This is a genomic window from Vibrio orientalis CIP 102891 = ATCC 33934 (assembly GCF_000176235.1).
Lineage (GTDB): Bacteria > Pseudomonadota > Gammaproteobacteria > Enterobacterales > Vibrionaceae > Vibrio > Vibrio orientalis.
The window spans coordinates 2,084,800-2,103,745 of sequence record NZ_ACZV01000005.1 but is presented as its reverse complement, the minus strand read 5'-3'; the positions used below and the strand labels follow the sequence as shown (position 1 = coordinate 2,103,745).

Below are 18,946 nucleotides of genomic sequence, written 5' to 3'. Positions count from 1 at the left end.
TTTTGATGGACTCAATACAAGAATATTGAATGTGTTAAGAACTTAAACAGCTTTCCGAATTTTAAGAATTTGCTTGGCGACCATAGCGATTTGGACCCACCTGACTTCCATGCCGAACTCAGAAGTGAAACGAATTAGCGCCGATGGTAGTGTGGGGTTTCCCCATGTGAGAGTAGGACATCGCCAGGCTTTAAATTTAGTTTTTACCTTTGCAAAAAGGTGAAGACAAAAAGTTAAGAGAGCCCGTTTGAAAAAGCGGGCTTTTTTAGTCCTAAAGGGACATCTTGATGCTGATATAGCTCAGGTGGTAGAGCGCATCCTTGGTAAGGATGAGGTCCCCAGTTCGAGTCTGGGTATCAGCACCAGTTACTGTTTGTTTTGTGCTTTTTCTAAGAGCCTAAAGCAAAACGTAAAGAATTTTACTTGGCGACCATAGCGATTTGGACCCACCTGATTCCATGCCGAACTCAGAAGTGAAACGAATTAGCGCCGATGGTAGTGTGGGGTTTCCCCATGTGAGAGTAGGACATCGCCAGGTTCCCTTTCTGTTTTTAGATTTTAGCCCCTTTATTAAGGGAAAGTCTAAAGGCAAAAAATTAGACTCTTGAGTCTAGCCAGTGCGGAGCGGTAGTTCAGTTGGTTAGAATACCGGCCTGTCACGCCGGGGGTCGCGGGTTCGAGTCCCGTCCGCTCCGCCACTTATTTAAAACCCAGTCTTCGGACTGGGTTTTGTCGTTTTTTGGAAGCGGAAAGCGTCGAAAGTAATTGTCATTCCATACAACGACGAAGGAGAGAGTAGGGAATCTCCTCGGTTTTCGACTCGATATAACAGCGAGCCAACTCTTTCGCTCCTTACTCTCGATAACTGCCGTAATAAAAATAAGTCCCAACCCTCTGTTTTCCATGTCACTATTTTTTATCGTTCAAATTCCAGTCGTACTCATAGCTAAACTTGCCATTGAGAGTACTCAATTCAGGACGATACTTCGCTAAGTGTTGAACCAACTCTTGTTTGCTACCAAAGTCATCAGAGAACCAGTCATAAATAGATGAAAGTTGAATGCTATCACCAGAAATTAAAGCGCCTTTATCACTATTAATGAACTCCTTTGCTGCTTTTTCTAGCAGCTGTTCAGTATTGTCCGAGGTAAATGCTTGAAGCTGCAAGTTTGGGCAGCCTAAGCTTGCACAGTTAACCGCGTAGTGAGTTCGTGGGTCATTCCAAATAGGGCGAAGGATTCGGTGCTCAATATCATTGAGTGTGAGATCTTTACCTGTGACATTTACCGCTTTATCTCCCCAGGGACCAAAACTGAACAGGCCGCCAAGCTTAGTAATAGATTTCACCGGATAATCGTCGAGGATCAAGTCGACAGTAATCGCGTTATAGAGGTTAACCCAATACGCGTACTGCTCATTCAGCGCGTATTCTCTAGGATCAATGGCAGAGAGTGAATCGATATAGTGATTGAGCTCTTGCTTATCTTTAGCTGATACTGAATCATATTTTACTAGTGTGTTGTCACCATCTATAACTAAATAGTTATCAAGAAAAGACTGCCATTCTTGATGGGAAATAGTGGCGGTACTGCTTTGATTAGATTGTTGCCAATAAGGCCAAAGCTCTGACTTTGGTGCGGCAAAGGTGTTAAATGAAAACAGGGTTAGTAACAGAGTAACAGTACGTATCATTGGACAAAATCCCTCAACTTTTGTGCTTTAACTACTAGACCTAACTTTGCGTTAGTTTGTTTCGCTACAAAATAAAAAAGGCTGGCGATAGCCAACCTTTTTAGTTCATCTTTGAGTTAAGACTATTTCAAGAAATTTGGAATATTGGTTTCGAATTCAGCAATCTTATCTTCATGTTGAAGAGTCAGCCCGATATTGTCTAAACCGTTTAGTAGACAATGGCGACGAAACTCATCAATTTCAAACGAGTATTCCTTACCGTTCGCGCGAACTAGGTTCGCTTCTAGGTCGACTTCAACCTCAGCACCTTCTTTCGATTCAACGAATTGGAAGATCTCATCCACTTGTTGTTCGGTTAGGCGAACTGGCACCATTTGGTTGTTGATTGAGTTACCGTAGAAAATATCGGCAAAGCTTGGGGCGATCATCGCCTTGATACCGTAATCCGCTAGTGCCCAAGGTGCGTGCTCGCGTGATGAACCGCAGCCAAAGTTTTCACGAGCTAGTAGAATAGAAGCGCCTTTGTAGCGAGGAGCATTCATCACAAACTCTGGGTTAGCTTGCTCACCTGCGTCGTCTAGGAAGCGCCAATCGTGGAAGAGGTGCTTACCAAAACCTAAGCGAGAAACCTTTTGTAGAAACTGCTTTGGAATAATTGCATCGGTATCAACGTTCGCTGCATCTAGAGGAACGACTAAACCTGTATGTTGTTTAAAACCTGACATAGTATTGTTGCTCCTTAGTCCAACTCACGAATATCAACAAAGTGACCAGCAATTGCAGCAGCAGCAGCCATTGCAGGGCTTACTAGGTGTGTACGACCATCACGGCCTTGGCGACCTTCAAAGTTACGGTTTGACGTCGATGCACAGCGCTCATGTGGACCTAGGCGGTCATTGTTCATCGCTAGACACATAGAGCAACCTGGCAGGCGCCATTCAAAACCAGCATCTTTAAAGATAACGTCTAAGCCTTCAGCTTCAGCTTGTGCTTTCACTTGTTCTGAGCCCGGAACGATCAACGCTTGCACGTTGGCTGCTACTTTACGACCTTTTGCTACTTCAGCGGCTGCGCGCATATCTTCAATACGAGAGTTAGTACAAGAGCCAACGAATACTTTATCGACCTTGTAATCAGATAGCGCTTTGCCCGCTTCTAGGCCCATGTAAGCCAATGCTTTTTCAGCCGATGCTTTTTCTACTGGGTCAGCAAAGCTTTCAGGTGCAGGGATAGCTTCATCAACGGCGATTACCTGACCCGGGTTAGTACCCCAAGTTATCTGAGGTTTGATGTCTGCAGCGTTTAGCGTTACCACTGCATCAAACTCAGCGTCTTTATCCGTTTTTAGTGATTTCCAATACTCGATAGCAGCGTCTAGATCTGCACCTTGAGGTGAGAACTTACGGCCTTTAATGTATTCGAATGTGGTTTCATCTGGTGCAATTAGACCCGCTTTCGCACCTAGTTCGATAGCCATGTTACATACTGTCATACGACCTTCCATCGTAAGATCAGTAATAGCCTCACCACAGAACTCAACTACGTAGCCAGTACCGCCAGCGGCAGTGGTTTCGCCAATGATGGCTAGCACGATGTCTTTTGCAGTGATACCAGGGGCTACCTTACCTTTCACTTCGATCTTCATCGTTTTGGCGCGCGCTTGTTTTAGCGTTTGAGTCGCTAGTACGTGCTCAACTTCTGAGGTGCCGATACCAAATGCTAGAGAGCCAAATGCGCCGTGCGTTGCCGTGTGCGAATCACCACAAACAATGGTCATACCTGGTAAGGTAATGCCTAGCTCAGGTCCCATCACGTGCACAATACCTTGGTATTTGTGATTGATGTCGTAAAGGGTTACACCAAACTCTTCACAGTTCTTTGATAGCGTTTCCATCTGGATACGTGCCATCTCTCCCGAAGCGTTAATGTCTTTAGTTTGCGTTGAAACGTTGTGGTCCATAGTTGCAAATGTTTTGCCTACCTGACGAACCTTACGACCTTTTTCACGCAAGCCATCGAACGCCTGAGGAGAAGTTACTTCATGAACCAAGTGACGGTCGATGTATAAGATTGGGTTTTCACCCTCAGCGGCTACGGCAACGTGTGCGTCGTAGACTTTTTCGTATAATGTTTTGCCCATTATCACTATCCTGTGTATAGCTCCCGACAACGGCTTATCAGGAGCGAATAATTATTATCTGTCTGCTTAAATTAAGAATTTAAGATGTACTCTGCGATTTTATCGCCCATCTCAGAAGTCGATAGTGCCGGCTTATCACCAGAAAGGTCAGCGGTTAACTCGCCTGCGGATAGAGCCTTAGAAACTGCGGCTTCAATATCTTGCGCTGCAGCCTCTTCACCTAGGCTGTAACGTAGCATTAATGCTGCTGATAGAATTTGCGCCACTGGGTTGGCGATGTTCTTACCTGCAATGTCAGGAGCACTGCCGCCAGCAGGTTCGTATAGACCAAACTTACTTTCATTCAGTGACGCTGAAGGAAGCATGCCCATAGAGCCTGTAATCATGGCGCACTCATCTGAGATGATGTCGCCGAAGATGTTAGAACAAAGCATAACGTCGAACTGAGAGGGATCTTTGATAAGCTGCATTGTTGCGTTATCAATGTACATGTGCGAAAGCTCAACATCTGGATAGTCTTTCGCGATTTCTTCAACGACTTCACGCCACAGAATCGAACTTTGCAATACGTTAGCTTTATCGATAGAGCACACTTTTTTGTCACGTAGACGAGCAGATTCAAAGGCGATCTTTGCGATACGCTCGATCTCAAAACGGTGGTAAACCTCAGTATCAAATGCTTTCTCGTTTGGACCTTCGCCTTCACGCCCTTTAGGCTGGCCGAAGTAGATACCACCAGTCAGTTCACGCACAACAACGATATCAAAGCCGTTACCAGAAATGTCAGCACGTAGCGGAGAGAATCCTTCTAGACCTTTATGGATCTGTGCTGGGCGTAGGTTACAGAACAATTGGAAGTGTTTACGAAGTGGTAGAAGAGCACCACGTTCAGGTTGATCATTTGGTGGTAGGTGCTCCCATTTAGGGCCGCCAACTGAGCCAAATAAAACGGCATCTGAATCTTCACAGGCTTTTACTGTGCTGTCTGGAAGTGGGCAGCCATGGTTATCGATAGCAATACCGCCAACATCGTGCTCATCACGAGCAAAGTGAATACTGTGCTTTTTTTCAATCGCATCTAGAACTTTATGCGCTTGAGCCATCACTTCTGGGCCAATGCCGTCACCTGGTAAAACGGCAATGTTGTATGATTTGTCTGTCATGTTATTCCTTTAGTTTTTATCTCTTCCAGGAACGACTCGCATCCCTGGAGTCTTACTTATACTGTTTCGATTTTTTTCTGTTTGATCTCAGCGATCTTGTCAGCACGGTGAATGCTGTTGATTACGTGAAGTAATGCTTGGCCTGAAGCTTCTACGATATCGGTTGAAACACCGGTACCGTGATATTTGCGACCTTTGTAGTTCGCAATGATATCCGCTTGACCTAGTCCATCTTCACCTTCACCTTTCGCGGTTAAATCGAACTTGTCTAGAACAATATCATAACCCGTTACACGATAGATACACTGGTATAACGCATCGACAGGGCCATTACCTACTGCTGCTTCAGATTGCTCTTCATCACCACATTGAAGCTTGATGCTGGTTGTCGCCATTACGCTACCAGACTGCACGCTTAGGTAGTTCAATTTGTAGAAGTCATCTTCTTCACGCAAGTTAGAGAAGTGCATTAGAGCTTCTAGATCGTAATCAAATACCTGGCCTTTACGGTCCGCTAGTTTCAAGAAATCTTCATATAGAGCGTCTAGGTTGTACTCTTCTTCTTTGTAGCCCATGGTGTCCATGTGGCTCTTCACTGCAGCACGACCACTACGACTGGTTAGGTTAAGCGCTTGGTTCTTCAGACCAATGGACTCCGGCGTCATGATCTCGTAGGTATTCTTGTTCTTAAGCATGCCATCTTGGTGAATACCTGAAGAGTGGCTGAATGCGTTAGCGCCTACGATGGCCTTGTTGTCTTGAATCGGCATATTGCAAAGTTGGCTAACTAACTTACTGGTACGGTGGATCTCATCATGTTTTAGACCAGTATGAACACCTAGTAGCTCTTGACGTGTTTTGATGATCATTGCAATTTCTTCTAGCGAACAGTTACCCGCACGTTCGCCGATACCATTGATGGTGCCTTCAATCTGACGAGCACCGGCTTGTACAGCTGCAATTGAGTTCGCAACAGACATACCTAGGTCATCGTGACAGTGCACAGAAATGATCGCTTTATCGATATTAGGTACGCGGTTAAATAACGTCTGAATAATGCCACCAAACTCATTGGGTACTGTGTAGCCAACGGTATCTGGAATGTTGATGGTGTTCGCGCCTGCATCAATAGCAGCTTCTACCATGCGACATAGGTTATCGATTGGAGTACGGCCCGCGTCTTCACAAGAAAACTCTACGTCATCCGTGTATTTACGAGCGTGTTTGACAGCTTTAACACCCATTTCAACCACGTCATCATAGCTACGGCGTAATTTGTCTTGAACATGGACAGTAGAAGTAGAAATAAAGGTATGAATACGGAACTGGTCCGCCACTTTTAACGCTTCAGCAGCTGCATCAATGTCTTTTGCGACGGCACGCGAAAGGCCACAGATGCGGCTGTTTTTAATATTGCGTGCGATGGTTTGTACTGACTCAAAATCACCTGGTGATGAAACTGGGAAACCTGCTTCAATAACATCCACACCCAGCCTTTCAAGTGCGTAGGCAATTTGCAGTTTTTCTTTAACCGTCAAGCTTGCTGACAACGCTTGTTCGCCATCACGTAGAGTGGTGTCGAAAATAATGACTTGATCGTTCATGAGTGCTTCCTTAGTGATTCGATGCTTATCGCATCCGTTAATCGTTTACTTCCATTACCTAGCTACAAAAGCTAGGTATAAAAAAGCCCGCATCTAAGTGCGGGCTTTTTGAAAATCTTTGTGGTTATTTTTCTTCCACAGCCTACCCGCGCGATGTTTTCACGATAAGGAGGAGGCTCAGCAGGATAGAAAAACGGTTCATCATTGTTAACGATTCCTTTAAGGGCGTTAAATAATCCACATATTTAAGTTAACAAATTAGTACCGCACTCGAGAGGTAACGTCAACCCTAAAGTTGTTTTTTTGTGCAAGTCAGATCAGTTCAAGAGAGAATCCCGCAAAATAGGTAATCTTAATGGCTGTTTTCATAAAAAGGATGAATGTGGCAGAGCGATTTCGTGGAATTCGCTGTGACTTGTGTGTTTACAGTGAAGAGTTACTCCAGACGGGTAGTGTCATTGAAACTCAGTGAAAGCGTCACCCACCTGTCATTAACACGATTTAGCTTGGGCGTAATACTGTACAAAAGGAGTCGGTAATGCGTTCTATCGAGCCAATTGCGAAATTAGATCTGGCGTTTTCGCTGTTCTGTCTGCAGCACAAATTCTCATACCCTCTATCGAGAGTGAGCAGGGCTATTTCACATACAGGAGATGGCCATCTTTATGTACTATTTGGATTAGCCGCTAGTGGTTTTGGTGGGGATAAAGGCCAACTGTTCCTCTTGGTTGGCCTTACCGCCTTTGCCATCGAATTACCTATTTACTGGGCAGTTAAAAACCTTTTTAAACGTCGACGTCCTCATGACTGCTCAGAGCTTGTGACCTCATTTATTACGCCAAGTGACCGATACAGTTTGCCGTCAGGGCATACCGCTGCGGCATTTTTGATGGCTACGTTGGTGTCGCATTGGTATAGCGACCTGACTATGTTTGCTTTCACTTGGGCTAGCTTGATCGCCAGTGCCCGTATTTTACTTGGCGTTCATTTCCTTACCGATGTGATTCTCGGAGCTGCATTAGGAATTGGTTGCGCCAAGCTAGCTATGGCACTGACTGGAGGAATATAAGTGAAAATTCTCTACGGCATACAAGGTACTGGGAATGGCCATATTGCTCGCGCTAGGGCAATGTCGCGCTGTCTGGTTGAGCAAGGTATTGAGGTTGAATACTTATTCACCGGGCGAGAAAAATCCAAGTATTTCTCTATGGAGGAGTTTGGTGACTATCAAACTCGTCGCGGCCTCTCTTTTATTACTGAGCGAGGCTGTATTAACTACACGAAAACATTGATGTCTAATAACTTGTGGCAGCTATGGAATGATGTGAATGATTTGAATTTGTCTCATTATGATTTGGTTCTGAATGACTTTGAGCCCGTATCAGCCTGGGCTGCTAAAAAACGAGGCGTCCCGTCAATTAGTGTCAGTCACCAAAATGCGTTTCGCTATGCGGTCCCTTTACAAGGAGCGAGTTGGATAGATAGACAAGTGATAGAGTACTTTGCACCTGCAGATCATTATATCGGTCTACATTGGCATCATTTTGAACAGCCCATCTTGCCTCCCATTATCCATACAACGAATTTAGAGTGCCGAGAAGAAGCATTTGTCTTGGTCTATTTACCGTTTGAAAGTATCAACGATATCACTGAGCTACTGCTGCGCTTTACTCGCCAATCTTTCGTTTGTTTTCATCCTGAGATTATCGAACACACGCACATCGAAAATATTGAATTCTTTCCATTGAGCTTTGATACATTCCAGTCCAGTTTAAGTCGCTGTAAAGGGGTAATCACTAACGGAGGCTTTGAACTTCCATCGGAGGCACTCTCCCTAGGTAAGAAACTGTTGCTTAAACCACTAAAGGGACAGTTTGAGCAGGTGAGCAATGTGGCAACCCTAGAAGAGTTGGGATTGGCAACGCGGATGGATATTCTGGATGCTTCGGTGGTACGGCATTGGTTAGATGAGTCGAGTGCAGAAAGTGTCACTTATCCTGATGTAGCTACAGCATTAGCGTGTTGGATTAAGCAAGGTGAGTGGGGAGATACGACCGTTCTTAGACAATCCTTATGGGAAAAAGTGGATTTTCCCAGCTATGTGACGCGAGTTTAGAGCAAGCACTCTTGCCTAGTAGTGTCATCTATTGATGTGGTTTTTGTATCTGACTTGCCATTAATAACTCATGTTGATGCTTGATACGCCGCTGTAACACTTGGGGTTAATATAAAATATTTATATATCAAAGGTAATTCTAACTATTTATCTTTTTTTATAGAGAGGGTAATTGCCTGTAATTTAAGTTCTTTTTTAGTTGCTAAGTAAAAAATGATGATTAATTGTCAATCTTATTGCTAAACGCCGAATGATTCGTTGATAGTAGGAATTCGTCAGTAAACATCTAACAAATAAATATAACGGATGAGACGAGATTTGGGTTTTCTATTCCAACTCAATTTGAATTAAGAACCATTTACGCTGAAGAATTAAGAGGCTTGCCCAATGATTGACAAGAAAGAGTCTATGAGTGCTATTGCTAGCTACCGCATGGAAAGTACTTTACGTGGAGTAGATCTAAACCTATTAACTGTTTTTGATGCCGTTATGCAAGAGCAAAACATTACTCGTGCAGCGCACAATCTAGGTATGTCTCAACCCGCGGTAAGTAATGCCGTTGCTCGCCTGAAAGTGATGTTTAATGATGAGCTGTTCATGCGTCAAGGTCGTGGTATTCAACCAACCCAGCGTGCTCGCCAGTTATTTGGTCCAGTTCGTCAGGCTCTACAGTTAATTCGTAACGAATTGCCAAGCTCAGTATTCTCACCTGAAACGTCAACTCGCCTGTTTAAACTAGCGATTTGCAGCCCATGTGATATGCGTTTCGCACCGAAAATCATGTCAACGATTCATGAGTTAGCACCAAATGTGCAGCTTCATCTTGACGCGGAGTTTGACCGTCAGCTTGCAGAGCGTATGCGTTACCAAGAAATCGACTTTGTTATTGATTACGCGCGTTTTGATGAGCAAGGCTTCTCTAGCACTGAAATCTTCCAAGATGAGTTAGTTGTTGTGGCATCTAAAGGTCATTCTCGCATTCAAGGAGTGGTAACGGCAGACTCATTGCTTCGTGAACGTCACGCAAAACTATCGAAAGTACATGGTCAGCGTAGTTTCTCAGAGCAAGCGTATCGCGATCTAGATGTACAGGCGTACTATGAAGGTACAAGCCTGAGCAACGTATTGTACGTTGTCGGTCAATCTGAACTAGTAACAATTGCTCCGCGTTGGATGGTAGAAAACGCAGCAAACAAAGATCAACTGCAAGTGATCGAGTTCCCATTTGAAAACGGCAAGATCAGCGGTTTCCTTAGCTGGCACGAATCGAGCGAAAAAGACAAAGGTCATATCTGGTTGCGTGACCAGCTTATGATGATTTGTGGTGAAGTCGTTGCATTAGATTAATCGACTCAATCATCGAAATTATAAAACCTCGGATGGTGAATACTGTCCGAGGTTTTTTATTATTTATATTGATAACTTTGACGCTCATCAGTTGCCTTTTCTAGTCCGAAATGTACACTTGTGCGCTGATTAAAGCTTACAGGTGTAAGCTAAAGGTAGACGAAGAATGGCCAACTTAGATTTTCATATCGTAAAACGAATTAGAGACCAAATTGCCAATGGCAGTGACCGTATTGCACTTAAGCATAAAGTCGGCAATATGTGGAACGGCATTAGCTGGAAGCAGTTTGGTCAGCAAGTTGATTCGCTATCACTTGCTCTATTGGCTCATGGAATCAGAGTTCAGGATAAGATCGGTATCTTCTCCAACAACATGCCACAATGGACTGTGGCTGATTTTGCTGCGCTTCAACTACGCGCTGTTACGGTACCTATTTACCCAACAAACACAGCGGCACAGTCCGCCTACATCTTACAAGACGCGGATGTACGTATTCTGTTTGTTGGTGAACAGCCACAATTCGATGCTGCTGTCTCTATCTATGACCAATGTGAACAGTTAGAGCTGATTGTCGCGATGTCGGATGAGATTGAGCTTGGTGGTTTTGAACATGCGATAGGTTGGCAGCAGTTTATTGCCAACGCTCAAGCCGAGCAGCAAGCCGAGCTAGACGAGCGTTTATCTCAAGCTAATTTCGATGATCTACTGACACTTATCTATACCTCAGGGACCACTGGTCAGCCTAAAGGGGTCATGCTTGATTACGCTAACATCGCCGCTCAACTTGAAGGTCATGATCAACGCTTAAGCCTATCTGAGTCTGATGTTTCATTGTGTTTCCTACCGCTATCCCACGTATTTGAGCGAGCTTGGACCTTCTACGTCCTCTACAAAGGCGCGACTAACTGCTATCTACAAGACACCATGCAAGTACGTGATGCCTTAAGTGAAGTTCGCCCTACTGTGATGTGTGCTGTTCCGCGTTTCTACGAGAAGATCTTTTCTGCAATCCATGAAAAGGTCGCCAAAGCGCCATTTATTCGCAAAGTCCTATTTACTTGGGCGGTGAATATGGGAGCTAAGATGGCGGTTTGTCATCAAGAAGGTCGCAAACCTTCATTGATGCTGAAGAAGTCGTATGCACTAGCCGATAAGTTGGTTCTATCAAAGCTACGTGCGTTACTGGGCGGAAAAATCAACTTTATGCCATGTGGTGGCGCAAAGCTTGATGAGACGATTGGTCGCTTCTTCCACGCTATTGGTATCAACGTTAAGTTGGGTTATGGCATGACAGAAACTACCGCAACGGTTTCTTGTTGGGATGATAAGTGCTTTAACCCAGACTCGATTGGTATGTCGATGCCTGGCGCTCAAGTTAAGATCGGTGAAAACAACGAGATCTTAGTACGTGGTCCAATGGTTATGCGTGGCTACTATAAGATGCCAGAAGAGACGGCAAAAACCTTCGATGAACATGGCTTCTTAAAGACCGGTGATGCAGGTCACATTGATGAAAATGGTAATGTATTCATTACCGACCGTATCAAAGAATTGATGAAGACCTCTAACGGTAAGTACATCGCGCCGCAAATGGTTGAAGGTACGATTGGTAAAGATCATTTTATCGAACAAATCGCTGTGATTGCTGATACACGCAAGTTTGTTTCTGCATTGATTGTCCCTTGTTACGACTCCCTAGAAGAGTACGCAAAAGAGCTCAATATTAAGTATCACGATCGCGTAGAGCTGGTTAAGCATCACCAAATAGTTGAGATGCTAGAGAAGCGCGTCAATGATCTGCAGAAAGAGTTGGCCAAGTTTGAGCAGGTGAAAAAGTTCAAGCTGCTACCGAAAGCCTTCTCTATGGATGATGGTGAGCTAACACCAACACAGAAACTTCGTCGCAAAGTCATTAATGACAAATATCAGGATGAAATCGAAGAAATGTATAACGATAAAGCGGATAAGAAGTAGTTTTTCGCGAAGTTAATTTTTCTCTTGTTCAATAATCCCCCAACGCACTTAAAGTGCTTTGGGGGATTTTTTTTGCCACTTTAGATTTAATAAAATGGTTGTCGATTATCATCAGGCGTTACTTTTCTCGGATATTATTCAACGTATTTTAAGTGATTGTCAGAGTAAAGTTCTGTTTTATTTGCTCTGTGTAGGCTGTTTTTGTGATTTAGTGTTGAAAAATAGCATATCGTTTAAAGTGGGAGAGGAGTCGCATTAGACCCGTTGCTAATAAAACGTTACATTTGTTGCGTGAACTTGTTTGATTTTAACTACAGACAAGACATAGCCGAAAAAGTGGAAGTATTTCGATTTAGGCTACGAATAAGACCTAGACTATGTAAAACCAGCCCAGAGTGTTGACCTTACACTTTGGTGAATTGGTTAAGGAGAAAAGTATGGCAGCAATGTTGTCCGGTGCGGAGATGGTCGTTCAATCTCTGATCGAAGAAGGCGTTGAACAGATCTTTGGTTACCCAGGTGGTTCTGTTCTCGATATCTATGATGCACTTCATGCAAAAACAGACCAAATTAAACACGTTCTTGTTCGTCACGAACAGGCAGCAACGCACATGGCGGATGGCTATGCGCGAGCAACCGGTAATCCGGGTGTAGTACTGGTTTGTTCTGGTCCTGGCGCGACCAATACCATTACGGGTATTGCAACAGCGTATATGGACTCAATTCCAATGATCGTTATTTCAGGCAACGTACCAAACAATATGATTGGTAATGATGCCTTCCAAGAGTGTGACATTGTGGGTGTATCGCGCCCAGTAGTGAAGCACAGCTTCCTCGTGAAGAAAGCGGAAGATATCGCCGAAACGGTTAAAAAAGCCTTCTATATTGCAACAACAGGCCGACCTGGACCTGTGCTTATCGATTTGCCAAAAGATGTCATGAACCCGCAAATCAAACTGCCGTATGAGTACCCAGAATCAATCTCGATGCGTTCTTATAAGCCAACGACTACTGGCCATAAAGGGCAAATCAAAAAAGGTTTGAAAACACTTTTAGAAGCCAAGAAACCCGTGCTTTATGTCGGCGGTGGTGCTGTTATCTCTGAAGCTGAAAAACACTTAACAGAGTTAGCTGAAGCGCTAAACCTACCTGTTGTTAGCACCTTAATGGGGCTTGGGGCTTTCCCTGGCACGCACAAAAATGCGCTAGGTATGCTGGGTATGCACGGTGTGTATGAAGCCAATATGGCGATGCATAATGCTGATCTGATTTTCGGTGTTGGGGTTCGATTTGATGACCGAACCACAAACAACCTTGAGAAGTACTGTCCAAACGCGAAAGTGATGCATATTGATATCGATCCGTCGTCGATCTCGAAAAACGTTAAAGCGGATGTGCCGATTGTAGGCTCTGCGGAAAAAGTGCTCCAGGCGATGGTGAACTTGCTTGAAGAGCAAGGTAGTACCAATGATCAACAAGCGTTGAACCGCTGGTGGGATGAGATCCAAGTATGGCGTGATCGTAAGTGCTTATCCTACGAAACTTCTCCAGAGCGTATTAAGCCGCAACAAGTAATTGAAACGCTGCATAAATTGACCGGTGGAGATGCCTACGTTGCATCAGACGTTGGTCAGCACCAAATGTTTGCCGCTCTATATTACCCATTTAACAAACCACGTCGTTGGATTAACTCTGGTGGCCTAGGCACGATGGGCTTTGGCCTACCTGCAGGCATGGGCGTTAAATTTGCTAAGCCAGACGAAGAAGTGGTGGTTGTGACAGGTGACGGTAGTATCCAGATGAATATTCAGGAGCTATCCACGGCGATGCAATATGATATTCCTGTAAAAATCATTAACTTGAATAACCGTTTCTTAGGCATGGTAAAGCAGTGGCAAGACATTATTTACCAAGGCCGTCACTCTAACTCATACATGAGTTCCGTTCCGGATTTTGCTGCTATCGCTGAAGCGTATGGGCATGTTGGTATTCGTATTGAGTCACCAGATCAGCTTGAAGCTGGTTTGAAGCAAGCGCTGGACATGAAAGATCGTCTGGTGTTTGTCGACATCAATGTAGACGAAACTGAACACGTATACCCTATGCAAATTAAAGGCGAAGGTATGGACAATATGTGGCTAAGCAAGACGGAGAGAACTTAATATGAGACACATTATTTCACTACTAATGGAAAACCAACCGGGCGCTTTGTCTCGTGTTGTTGGTCTGTTTTCTCAGCGTGCTTATAACATTGAGTCATTGACGGTATCTCCGACAGACGATGAAACTTTGTCGCGTCTGAATATCACAACGATTTCAGATGATATGGAACTGGAACAAATCCAAAAGCAACTCAATAAGTTGATTGATGTGTTGAAGGTTCAAGAAGTATCAGAGCTCGATCATATTGAGCGTGAGCTGATGATGGTTAAGGTCAAAGCGAGTGGTTTCTCTCGCGCAGAAGTGAAGCGAACAGCGGATATTTTCCGCGGTCAGATTGTTGATGTCACCGCTTCTCAGTACACGGTTCAGATGGCGGGAACCAGTGAAAAGCTTGATGCCTTTATTCAAGCGCTGTCAGAAGTCACTGAAGTTCTAGAAGTCGCACGAAGTGGTGTTGTTGGTATCGCTCGCGGCGAGCGTGCTCTTAAGCCTTAAAAACTGAACTCCCATAAAAAAACCACCGCTAAGTCGGTGGTTTTTTTGTGCCTTGCAACTAGTGATTAGTGCAGGATGCGAGCGCGAATAGTACCTTCGATACTCTTCAGTTTCGCTAGTGCTTCTTCTGAACGCTCGGTCTCAACATCGATCACAACATAACCAAAGTCGGCTGCTGTTTGCAGGTACTGGCCGGCAATGTTAATTCCTTCCTCAGCAAAGATGGTATTGATTTGCGTTAGGATACCTGGGCGGTTTTGGTGAATGTGCAGCAGACGTGAGCAATCACGGTGCTCAGGCAGTGATACTTCAGGGAAGTTAACACTTGATAGCGTAGAACCATTGTCTGAGTATTTAGCTAGTTTACCAGCAACCTCTACACCAATGTTTTCTTGCGCTTCTTGAGTTGAACCACCTACGTGCGGCGTCAAGATAACGTTATCAAATTTCTGTAGCGGTGATTCAAATGGGTCAGCATTGGTCTTTGGCTCCGTTGGGAACACATCGATAGCGGCACCAGCGATGTGGCCAGCTTCAAGGCTGTGACAAAGCGCTTCAATATCGACCACAGTACCACGAGCGGCATTGATAAAGATTGAGCCTGGCTTCATGCGAGCAAACTCTTCAGCGCCCATCATGTTTTTCGTTTCTGGTGTCTCTGGTACGTGTAGCGTAATCACATCACACTTGTTCAGTAGCTCGCTCATGGTATGAATTTGCGTTGCGTTACCCAGAGACAACTTGTTCTCAATATCGTAGAAGTAAACGCGCATACCAAGGTTTTCTGCAATAATGCCTAGCTGGGTACCGATATGGCCGTAACCGATAATACCTAAGCGTTTACCACGAGCTTCGTATGAATTGTCGGCACTCTTCTTCCAAATGCCACGATGTGCCAAGGCATTTTTTTCTGGAATACCACGTAGAAGTAGAAGCAGTTGACCAAGGACTAATTCCGCTACACTACGAGTATTTGAGAATGGTGCGTTAAACACTGGAATACCGCGTACAGCTGCAGCATTAAGATCGACTTGGTTGGTACCAATACAGAAACAGCCAATCGCAACCAGCTTTTCAGCCGCGCTGATCACTTCCTTGGAAAGGTTTGTTCGTGATCGAATACCAATGAAGTGAACATCCTTCACCGCTTCCAGCAGCTCTTCTTCTGGTAGTGAGCCTTTGTGATATTCAATGTTGGTATAACCAGCTGCTTGAAGTACTTCTACAGAAGATGGGTGAAGACCTTCGAGCAGGAGGATCTTAATTTTGTCTTTTTCCAGTGAAACTTTGGCCATTATCTTCGTCCTTAAAGTGGGGAAATTGGGGCTTAACTGGCGCACAAAGATTGTAATGTAATAAAAGCAAACGTTTTGTTACCTCACAAGGTGACGCAAACGTTTTCCTTGTGCGTCTTCTGTTCACTAAGTTAACAAAAAAAATACAGTTTGGGTAAGAAAATTACGGAATAAGGAATAATTTTTATATAGATAAACAACAAAAACGGCACCCTAAGGTGCCGTTTGTAATGAAATAACAAGAATCGATGAGTATCTTATCACTCTTCGATTTTTGCACCTTCTGGTGTACCAGTGATAACGACGTCTGCACCACGGTGTGCAAATAGGCCAACTGTTACTACGCCTGGTAGTGCGTTAATCTTGTTTTCTAGATCTTTAGGGTTCGTAATTTTTAGACCGTAAACATCTAAGATTACATTGCCGTTATCCGTTGTCACGCCTTCACGGTAAGCTGGGTCACCGCCAAGTTTCACCAACTCGCGTGCAACGTAAGAGCGTGCCATTGGGATTACTTCAACAGGGAGTGGGAACTCACCAAGTACGTCAACAGCTTTGGTGTTGTCAACGATACAGATAAACTTGTCAGAGATTGCGGCAACAATCTTTTCACGCGTTAGCGCTGCGCCGCCACCTTTAATCATCTCGCGGTCAGCGTTGATTTCATCAGCGCCATCAACATAGATATCTAGACCCGCAACTTCGTTACAATCAAAGACTTCGATTTCTAGCTCTTTTAAGCGCTCGGTTGAAGCAACGGAACTTGATACCGCACCTTTGATTTCCTCTTTCATAGTGCCTAATGCATCGATGAAGTGATTCACTGTTGAACCGGTACCTACACCAACAATACTGCCTTTTTCGACATACTTAAGTGCAGCCCAGCCAGCTTCTTTCTTCATTTCATCTTGAGTCATGCTCATCTCCTAAAAGAGGTTGTATTAACGTTTGCGCGGCGATTATAGCCTTATCCGTATCATACTTGAAGTGATGAGTGAGCGTAGAAATTTACCATTGCCAAACCTTGGTTGGAGTCACAATTTTGGGCAGTGGGATATCCCACGATTCAATCGGTAGGGCGTCGACATGCTGGCAATCGTGAGCAAGGCCGATAGGTTTTGGACCTTGGCCGGTCTTAAACCATGGCGCTAAGGTGCGATCGTAGTAGCCGCCACCCATGCCTAATCGATGTCCGGCGGAATCAAACCCAACTAGAGGCGTGCAAATAACATCGAGTGATTGGGCTGGAATAATCTGGGTTTGGTCGAGTTTCGGCTCAGCGATTTGGTACTTGTTAAGCACCATCGGGGAGTGCTTTGTATAGTGAAGGAAAAGTAAGTGGCCTTTCGAAAAGGGGTGAATCACAGGGAGATAAACATGTTTACCGCTTCGCCAGAGCTCCTCAATGAGTGGCATGGTATCCACTTCACCATCCGCCGATAAGTACAAAGCAATGTGCTGAGCGGGTTTGACTTCAGGCAGAGATAAAAATTGCTGGCAAAGATCTCGTCCAGCTTGGTGCTGGAAGCCTTCGCTTAACTGATTACGTCGCTGGCGAATAGATTGGCGAAAGTCTTGTCGAGAGAACTTCATGATAATACCCATAGTTTATGGGCATTCAAAGGAGGATACCCCAGAGTGTCGTCGGAGATGTTTGACCCATGAACCAGCTGGTTCAGGGCGGATCAGCAATGGTTACCGTAGGCTTCTCGGTGCATGCCGAGCTTGCTCAATAGCAACCAAGTACTAACCCTTTAGTATTGCTTATCGGCTCAGGGACGTAATCCCCTAACGCACACTCCAGGGTAAATTTTTGTTGGTACTGTAAAGGCTATTGCTGTCCTGGCTTCACTTTACTCATTGCACTATCTAAAGAGGCTGAGAGCTGTTCCATGCGCTCAAACAGTGCATTTTGTTCTTGCTTTGAATCGCTATCACGAGTTTCAAGCTCATGACTAAAGTTTAATGCAACAAAGGTCAGTAATTGGACTTCATTAGTAATTTTAGTCTTTTCTGCCATTTCAGTCAGGCGGCTTTCTAGACGTTGGGCTGCGTTAATCAAAGACTCTTCTTGTCCAGCAGGGCAATTTACCCGCATTAACTTACCTAAGATTTCAACTTCTACCGCTTGATTACTCATATCGACTCTAATATCTGTTGCCTAAGGTGATAAAGCAAACAATCACCGAGGAGGAAACTATAGAAAAACGCCCATTAAGATTCAAGCTTTTCCAGAACCTGTGGTGCAATTCAGCGCACAATAACACAGTAATTGGGCAAATTGAGTAAAAGGTGCCCACAATTGAGCAATCGTTCGTTTTCGGCCGCTTTGGTAAGTGATACGATTGAGCTTATTTATTTCAATTGGGTCATTCTAATGAGCGACAAACAACTACCAGATTATCTGACATTTGCGAGTGAATTACAGTCAGCCGGTTTAGCGGTCAATCCAGCTGAATTGCACGGTTTATTAACCGGTATGCTCAGTGGCGGTCTTAGTTTGACGGACAAAAGCTGGCAACCAATGGTTTATGACTATGTCAGCGAAGGTATGGGATGGCCAACAAAGTCTTTACAGTTGGCACAAGCGGCGCTGGATGCAACGATCAGCGAATTGACAGGCTCAGGTATGGACCTAGAAATTCTACTTCCTGATGAAGAAGCAAGTGCATCACTGTTTGATATTGCTGATGGTTTGGCTGAGTGGGTAAACCACTATATTTCCGGCTTAGGTCTCGTTAACGCTGAACTTAAAAAAGCCTCTAAGGATGTCAAAGAAGCATTGGCTGATCTGGAAGAAATATCTAAGCTTGGCATTGATGAAGATGACGACCTAGAAGAGCAGGCGCAACTGCTTGAGCAGGTAATTGAGCATGTTAAAGCGTGCGTTTTGACGATTCACTCTGAATTTGGTCAACGACCAACCCAGCAAGCCGCTCCAACTATTCACTAAGTA

At 44.5% G+C, this 18,946-nt stretch carries 16 protein-coding genes, 2 tRNA genes, 2 rRNA genes and 1 other RNA gene; 11 read left to right on the top strand and 10 right to left on the bottom strand.

Going from position 1 to position 18,946, the window contains the following annotated elements:
- Window positions 1-72 precede the first annotated feature (72 nt).
- From rrf (VIA_RS20260) to VIA_RS20245, 4 genes are all read left to right on the top strand, one after another.
- A 5S ribosomal RNA gene (gene rrf, locus VIA_RS20260) occupies window positions 73-189 on the top strand.
- 100 nt (window positions 190-289) lie between these two features.
- A tRNA-Thr gene (locus VIA_RS20255) sits at window positions 290-365 on the top strand.
- 57 nt (window positions 366-422) lie between these two features.
- Window positions 423-538, top strand: a 5S ribosomal RNA gene (rrf, locus tag VIA_RS20250).
- 83 nt (window positions 539-621) lie between these two features.
- Window positions 622-698 (top strand) — tRNA-Asp (locus VIA_RS20245).
- A 211-nt stretch (window positions 699-909) separates the two neighbouring features.
- On the opposite strand, the gene VIA_RS20240 is transcribed toward VIA_RS20245, so the two are convergent.
- From VIA_RS20240 to leuA, 5 genes are all read right to left on the bottom strand, one after another.
- Window positions 910-1,692, bottom strand: a complete 783-nt coding sequence (locus VIA_RS20240; protein WP_004415660.1) for a DUF547 domain-containing protein — start codon at window positions 1,690-1,692, stop codon at window positions 910-912.
- A gap of 122 nt (window positions 1,693-1,814) precedes the next feature.
- Entirely contained in the window at window positions 1,815-2,417 is a 603-nt protein-coding gene (gene leuD, locus VIA_RS20235) for a 3-isopropylmalate dehydratase small subunit (RefSeq protein WP_004415659.1), read from the bottom strand.
- A gap of 14 nt (window positions 2,418-2,431) precedes the next feature.
- Complete coding sequence (leuC, locus tag VIA_RS20230) at window positions 2,432-3,832, bottom strand: 3-isopropylmalate dehydratase large subunit (protein ID WP_004415658.1); 1,401 nt, start codon at window positions 3,830-3,832, stop codon at window positions 2,432-2,434.
- 71 nt (window positions 3,833-3,903) lie between these two features.
- On the bottom strand, window positions 3,904-4,995 hold the full coding sequence (gene leuB, locus VIA_RS20225) for a 3-isopropylmalate dehydrogenase (RefSeq protein WP_004415656.1): 1,092 nt from the start codon (window positions 4,993-4,995) through the stop codon (window positions 3,904-3,906).
- A gap of 56 nt (window positions 4,996-5,051) precedes the next feature.
- Complete coding sequence (leuA, locus tag VIA_RS20220) at window positions 5,052-6,599, bottom strand: 2-isopropylmalate synthase (RefSeq protein WP_004415653.1); 1,548 nt, start codon at window positions 6,597-6,599, stop codon at window positions 5,052-5,054.
- Between the two features lie 538 nt (window positions 6,600-7,137).
- On the opposite strand from leuA, the gene VIA_RS20215 reads away from it, so the two are divergent.
- From VIA_RS20215 to ilvN, 6 genes are all read left to right on the top strand, one after another.
- Window positions 7,138-7,668 (top strand): phosphatase PAP2 family protein, encoded by a 531-nt coding sequence (locus VIA_RS20215; protein WP_004415650.1) that lies wholly within the window; start codon window positions 7,138-7,140, stop codon window positions 7,666-7,668.
- Window positions 7,669-8,715, top strand: a complete 1,047-nt coding sequence (locus tag VIA_RS20210; protein WP_004415649.1) for an MJ1255/VC2487 family glycosyltransferase — start codon at window positions 7,669-7,671, stop codon at window positions 8,713-8,715.
- A 387-nt stretch (window positions 8,716-9,102) separates the two neighbouring features.
- Window positions 9,103-10,062 (top strand): transcriptional regulator LeuO, encoded by a 960-nt coding sequence (gene leuO / locus VIA_RS20205; RefSeq protein ID WP_004415648.1) that lies wholly within the window; start codon window positions 9,103-9,105, stop codon window positions 10,060-10,062.
- A gap of 166 nt (window positions 10,063-10,228) precedes the next feature.
- The gene (locus VIA_RS20200) at window positions 10,229-12,037 is read left to right on the top strand and encodes an AMP-dependent synthetase/ligase (RefSeq protein ID WP_004415647.1); all 1,809 of its coding nucleotides are present in this window, start codon (window positions 10,229-10,231) and stop codon (window positions 12,035-12,037) included.
- A gap of 437 nt (window positions 12,038-12,474) precedes the next feature.
- Window positions 12,475-14,199 carry an acetolactate synthase 3 large subunit gene (locus VIA_RS20195; protein WP_004415646.1) on the top strand — a complete coding sequence of 575 codons (1,725 nt, stop codon included), beginning with the start codon at window positions 12,475-12,477 and terminating at the stop codon, window positions 14,197-14,199.
- Window position 14,200: 1 nt separating this feature from the next.
- Window positions 14,201-14,695, top strand: a complete 495-nt coding sequence (gene ilvN, locus VIA_RS20190; protein WP_004415644.1) for an acetolactate synthase small subunit — start codon at window positions 14,201-14,203, stop codon at window positions 14,693-14,695.
- Between the two features lie 65 nt (window positions 14,696-14,760).
- Here ilvN and serA read toward each other — a convergent pair whose 3' ends face one another.
- The 5 genes from serA to VIA_RS20170 form a co-directional block, all read right to left on the bottom strand.
- On the bottom strand, window positions 14,761-15,990 hold the full coding sequence (serA, locus tag VIA_RS20185) for a phosphoglycerate dehydrogenase (RefSeq protein WP_004415643.1): 1,230 nt from the start codon (window positions 15,988-15,990) through the stop codon (window positions 14,761-14,763).
- A gap of 260 nt (window positions 15,991-16,250) precedes the next feature.
- Window positions 16,251-16,907 carry a ribose-5-phosphate isomerase RpiA gene (gene rpiA, locus VIA_RS20180; RefSeq protein ID WP_004415642.1) on the bottom strand — a complete coding sequence of 219 codons (657 nt, stop codon included), beginning with the start codon at window positions 16,905-16,907 and terminating at the stop codon, window positions 16,251-16,253.
- 91 nt (window positions 16,908-16,998) lie between these two features.
- Window positions 16,999-17,583 (bottom strand): 5-formyltetrahydrofolate cyclo-ligase, encoded by a 585-nt coding sequence (locus VIA_RS20175; protein WP_004415641.1) that lies wholly within the window; start codon window positions 17,581-17,583, stop codon window positions 16,999-17,001.
- Between the two features lie 33 nt (window positions 17,584-17,616).
- Window positions 17,617-17,800, bottom strand: a non-coding RNA gene (ssrS, locus tag VIA_RS21965) — 6S RNA.
- 21 nt (window positions 17,801-17,821) lie between these two features.
- On the bottom strand, window positions 17,822-18,130 hold the full coding sequence (locus VIA_RS20170) for a cell division protein ZapA (protein ID WP_004415640.1): 309 nt from the start codon (window positions 18,128-18,130) through the stop codon (window positions 17,822-17,824).
- A gap of 237 nt (window positions 18,131-18,367) precedes the next feature.
- Between VIA_RS20170 and VIA_RS20165 the strand changes: the two genes are divergently transcribed.
- A complete protein-coding gene (locus tag VIA_RS20165; RefSeq protein ID WP_038211177.1) occupies window positions 18,368-18,943 on the top strand; it encodes a YecA/YgfB family protein in 576 nt (191 codons plus the stop codon).
- Window positions 18,944-18,946: the final 3 nt, after the last annotated feature.

Excerpts from the sequence above, each read along its gene's own strand:
- leuB (WP_004415656.1), bottom strand. The coding sequence starts at position 4,995 with ATGACAGACAAATCATACAACATTGCCGTTTTACCAGGTGACGGCATT.
- leuC (WP_004415658.1), bottom strand. The coding sequence starts at position 3,832 with ATGGGCAAAACATTATACGAAAAAGTCTACGACGCACACGTTGCCGTA.
- VIA_RS20200 (WP_004415647.1), top strand. The coding sequence starts at position 10,229 with ATGGCCAACTTAGATTTTCATATCGTAAAACGAATTAGAGACCAAATT.
- rpiA (WP_004415642.1), bottom strand. The coding sequence starts at position 16,907 with ATGACTCAAGATGAAATGAAGAAAGAAGCTGGCTGGGCTGCACTTAAG.
- VIA_RS20240 (WP_004415660.1), bottom strand. The coding sequence starts at position 1,692 with ATGATACGTACTGTTACTCTGTTACTAACCCTGTTTTCATTTAACACC.
- VIA_RS20195 (WP_004415646.1), top strand. The coding sequence starts at position 12,475 with ATGGCAGCAATGTTGTCCGGTGCGGAGATGGTCGTTCAATCTCTGATC.
- leuO (WP_004415648.1), top strand. The coding sequence starts at position 9,103 with ATGATTGACAAGAAAGAGTCTATGAGTGCTATTGCTAGCTACCGCATG.
- VIA_RS20175 (WP_004415641.1), bottom strand. The coding sequence starts at position 17,583 with ATGAAGTTCTCTCGACAAGACTTTCGCCAATCTATTCGCCAGCGACGT.
- VIA_RS20170 (WP_004415640.1), bottom strand. The coding sequence starts at position 18,130 with ATGAGTAATCAAGCGGTAGAAGTTGAAATCTTAGGTAAGTTAATGCGG.
- leuA (WP_004415653.1), bottom strand. The coding sequence starts at position 6,599 with ATGAACGATCAAGTCATTATTTTCGACACCACTCTACGTGATGGCGAA.
- ilvN (WP_004415644.1), top strand. The coding sequence starts at position 14,201 with ATGAGACACATTATTTCACTACTAATGGAAAACCAACCGGGCGCTTTG.
- leuD (WP_004415659.1), bottom strand. The coding sequence starts at position 2,417 with ATGTCAGGTTTTAAACAACATACAGGTTTAGTCGTTCCTCTAGATGCA.
- VIA_RS20165 (WP_038211177.1), top strand. The coding sequence starts at position 18,368 with ATGAGCGACAAACAACTACCAGATTATCTGACATTTGCGAGTGAATTA.
- VIA_RS20215 (WP_004415650.1), top strand. The coding sequence starts at position 7,138 with ATGCGTTCTATCGAGCCAATTGCGAAATTAGATCTGGCGTTTTCGCTG.
- serA (WP_004415643.1), bottom strand. The coding sequence starts at position 15,990 with ATGGCCAAAGTTTCACTGGAAAAAGACAAAATTAAGATCCTCCTGCTC.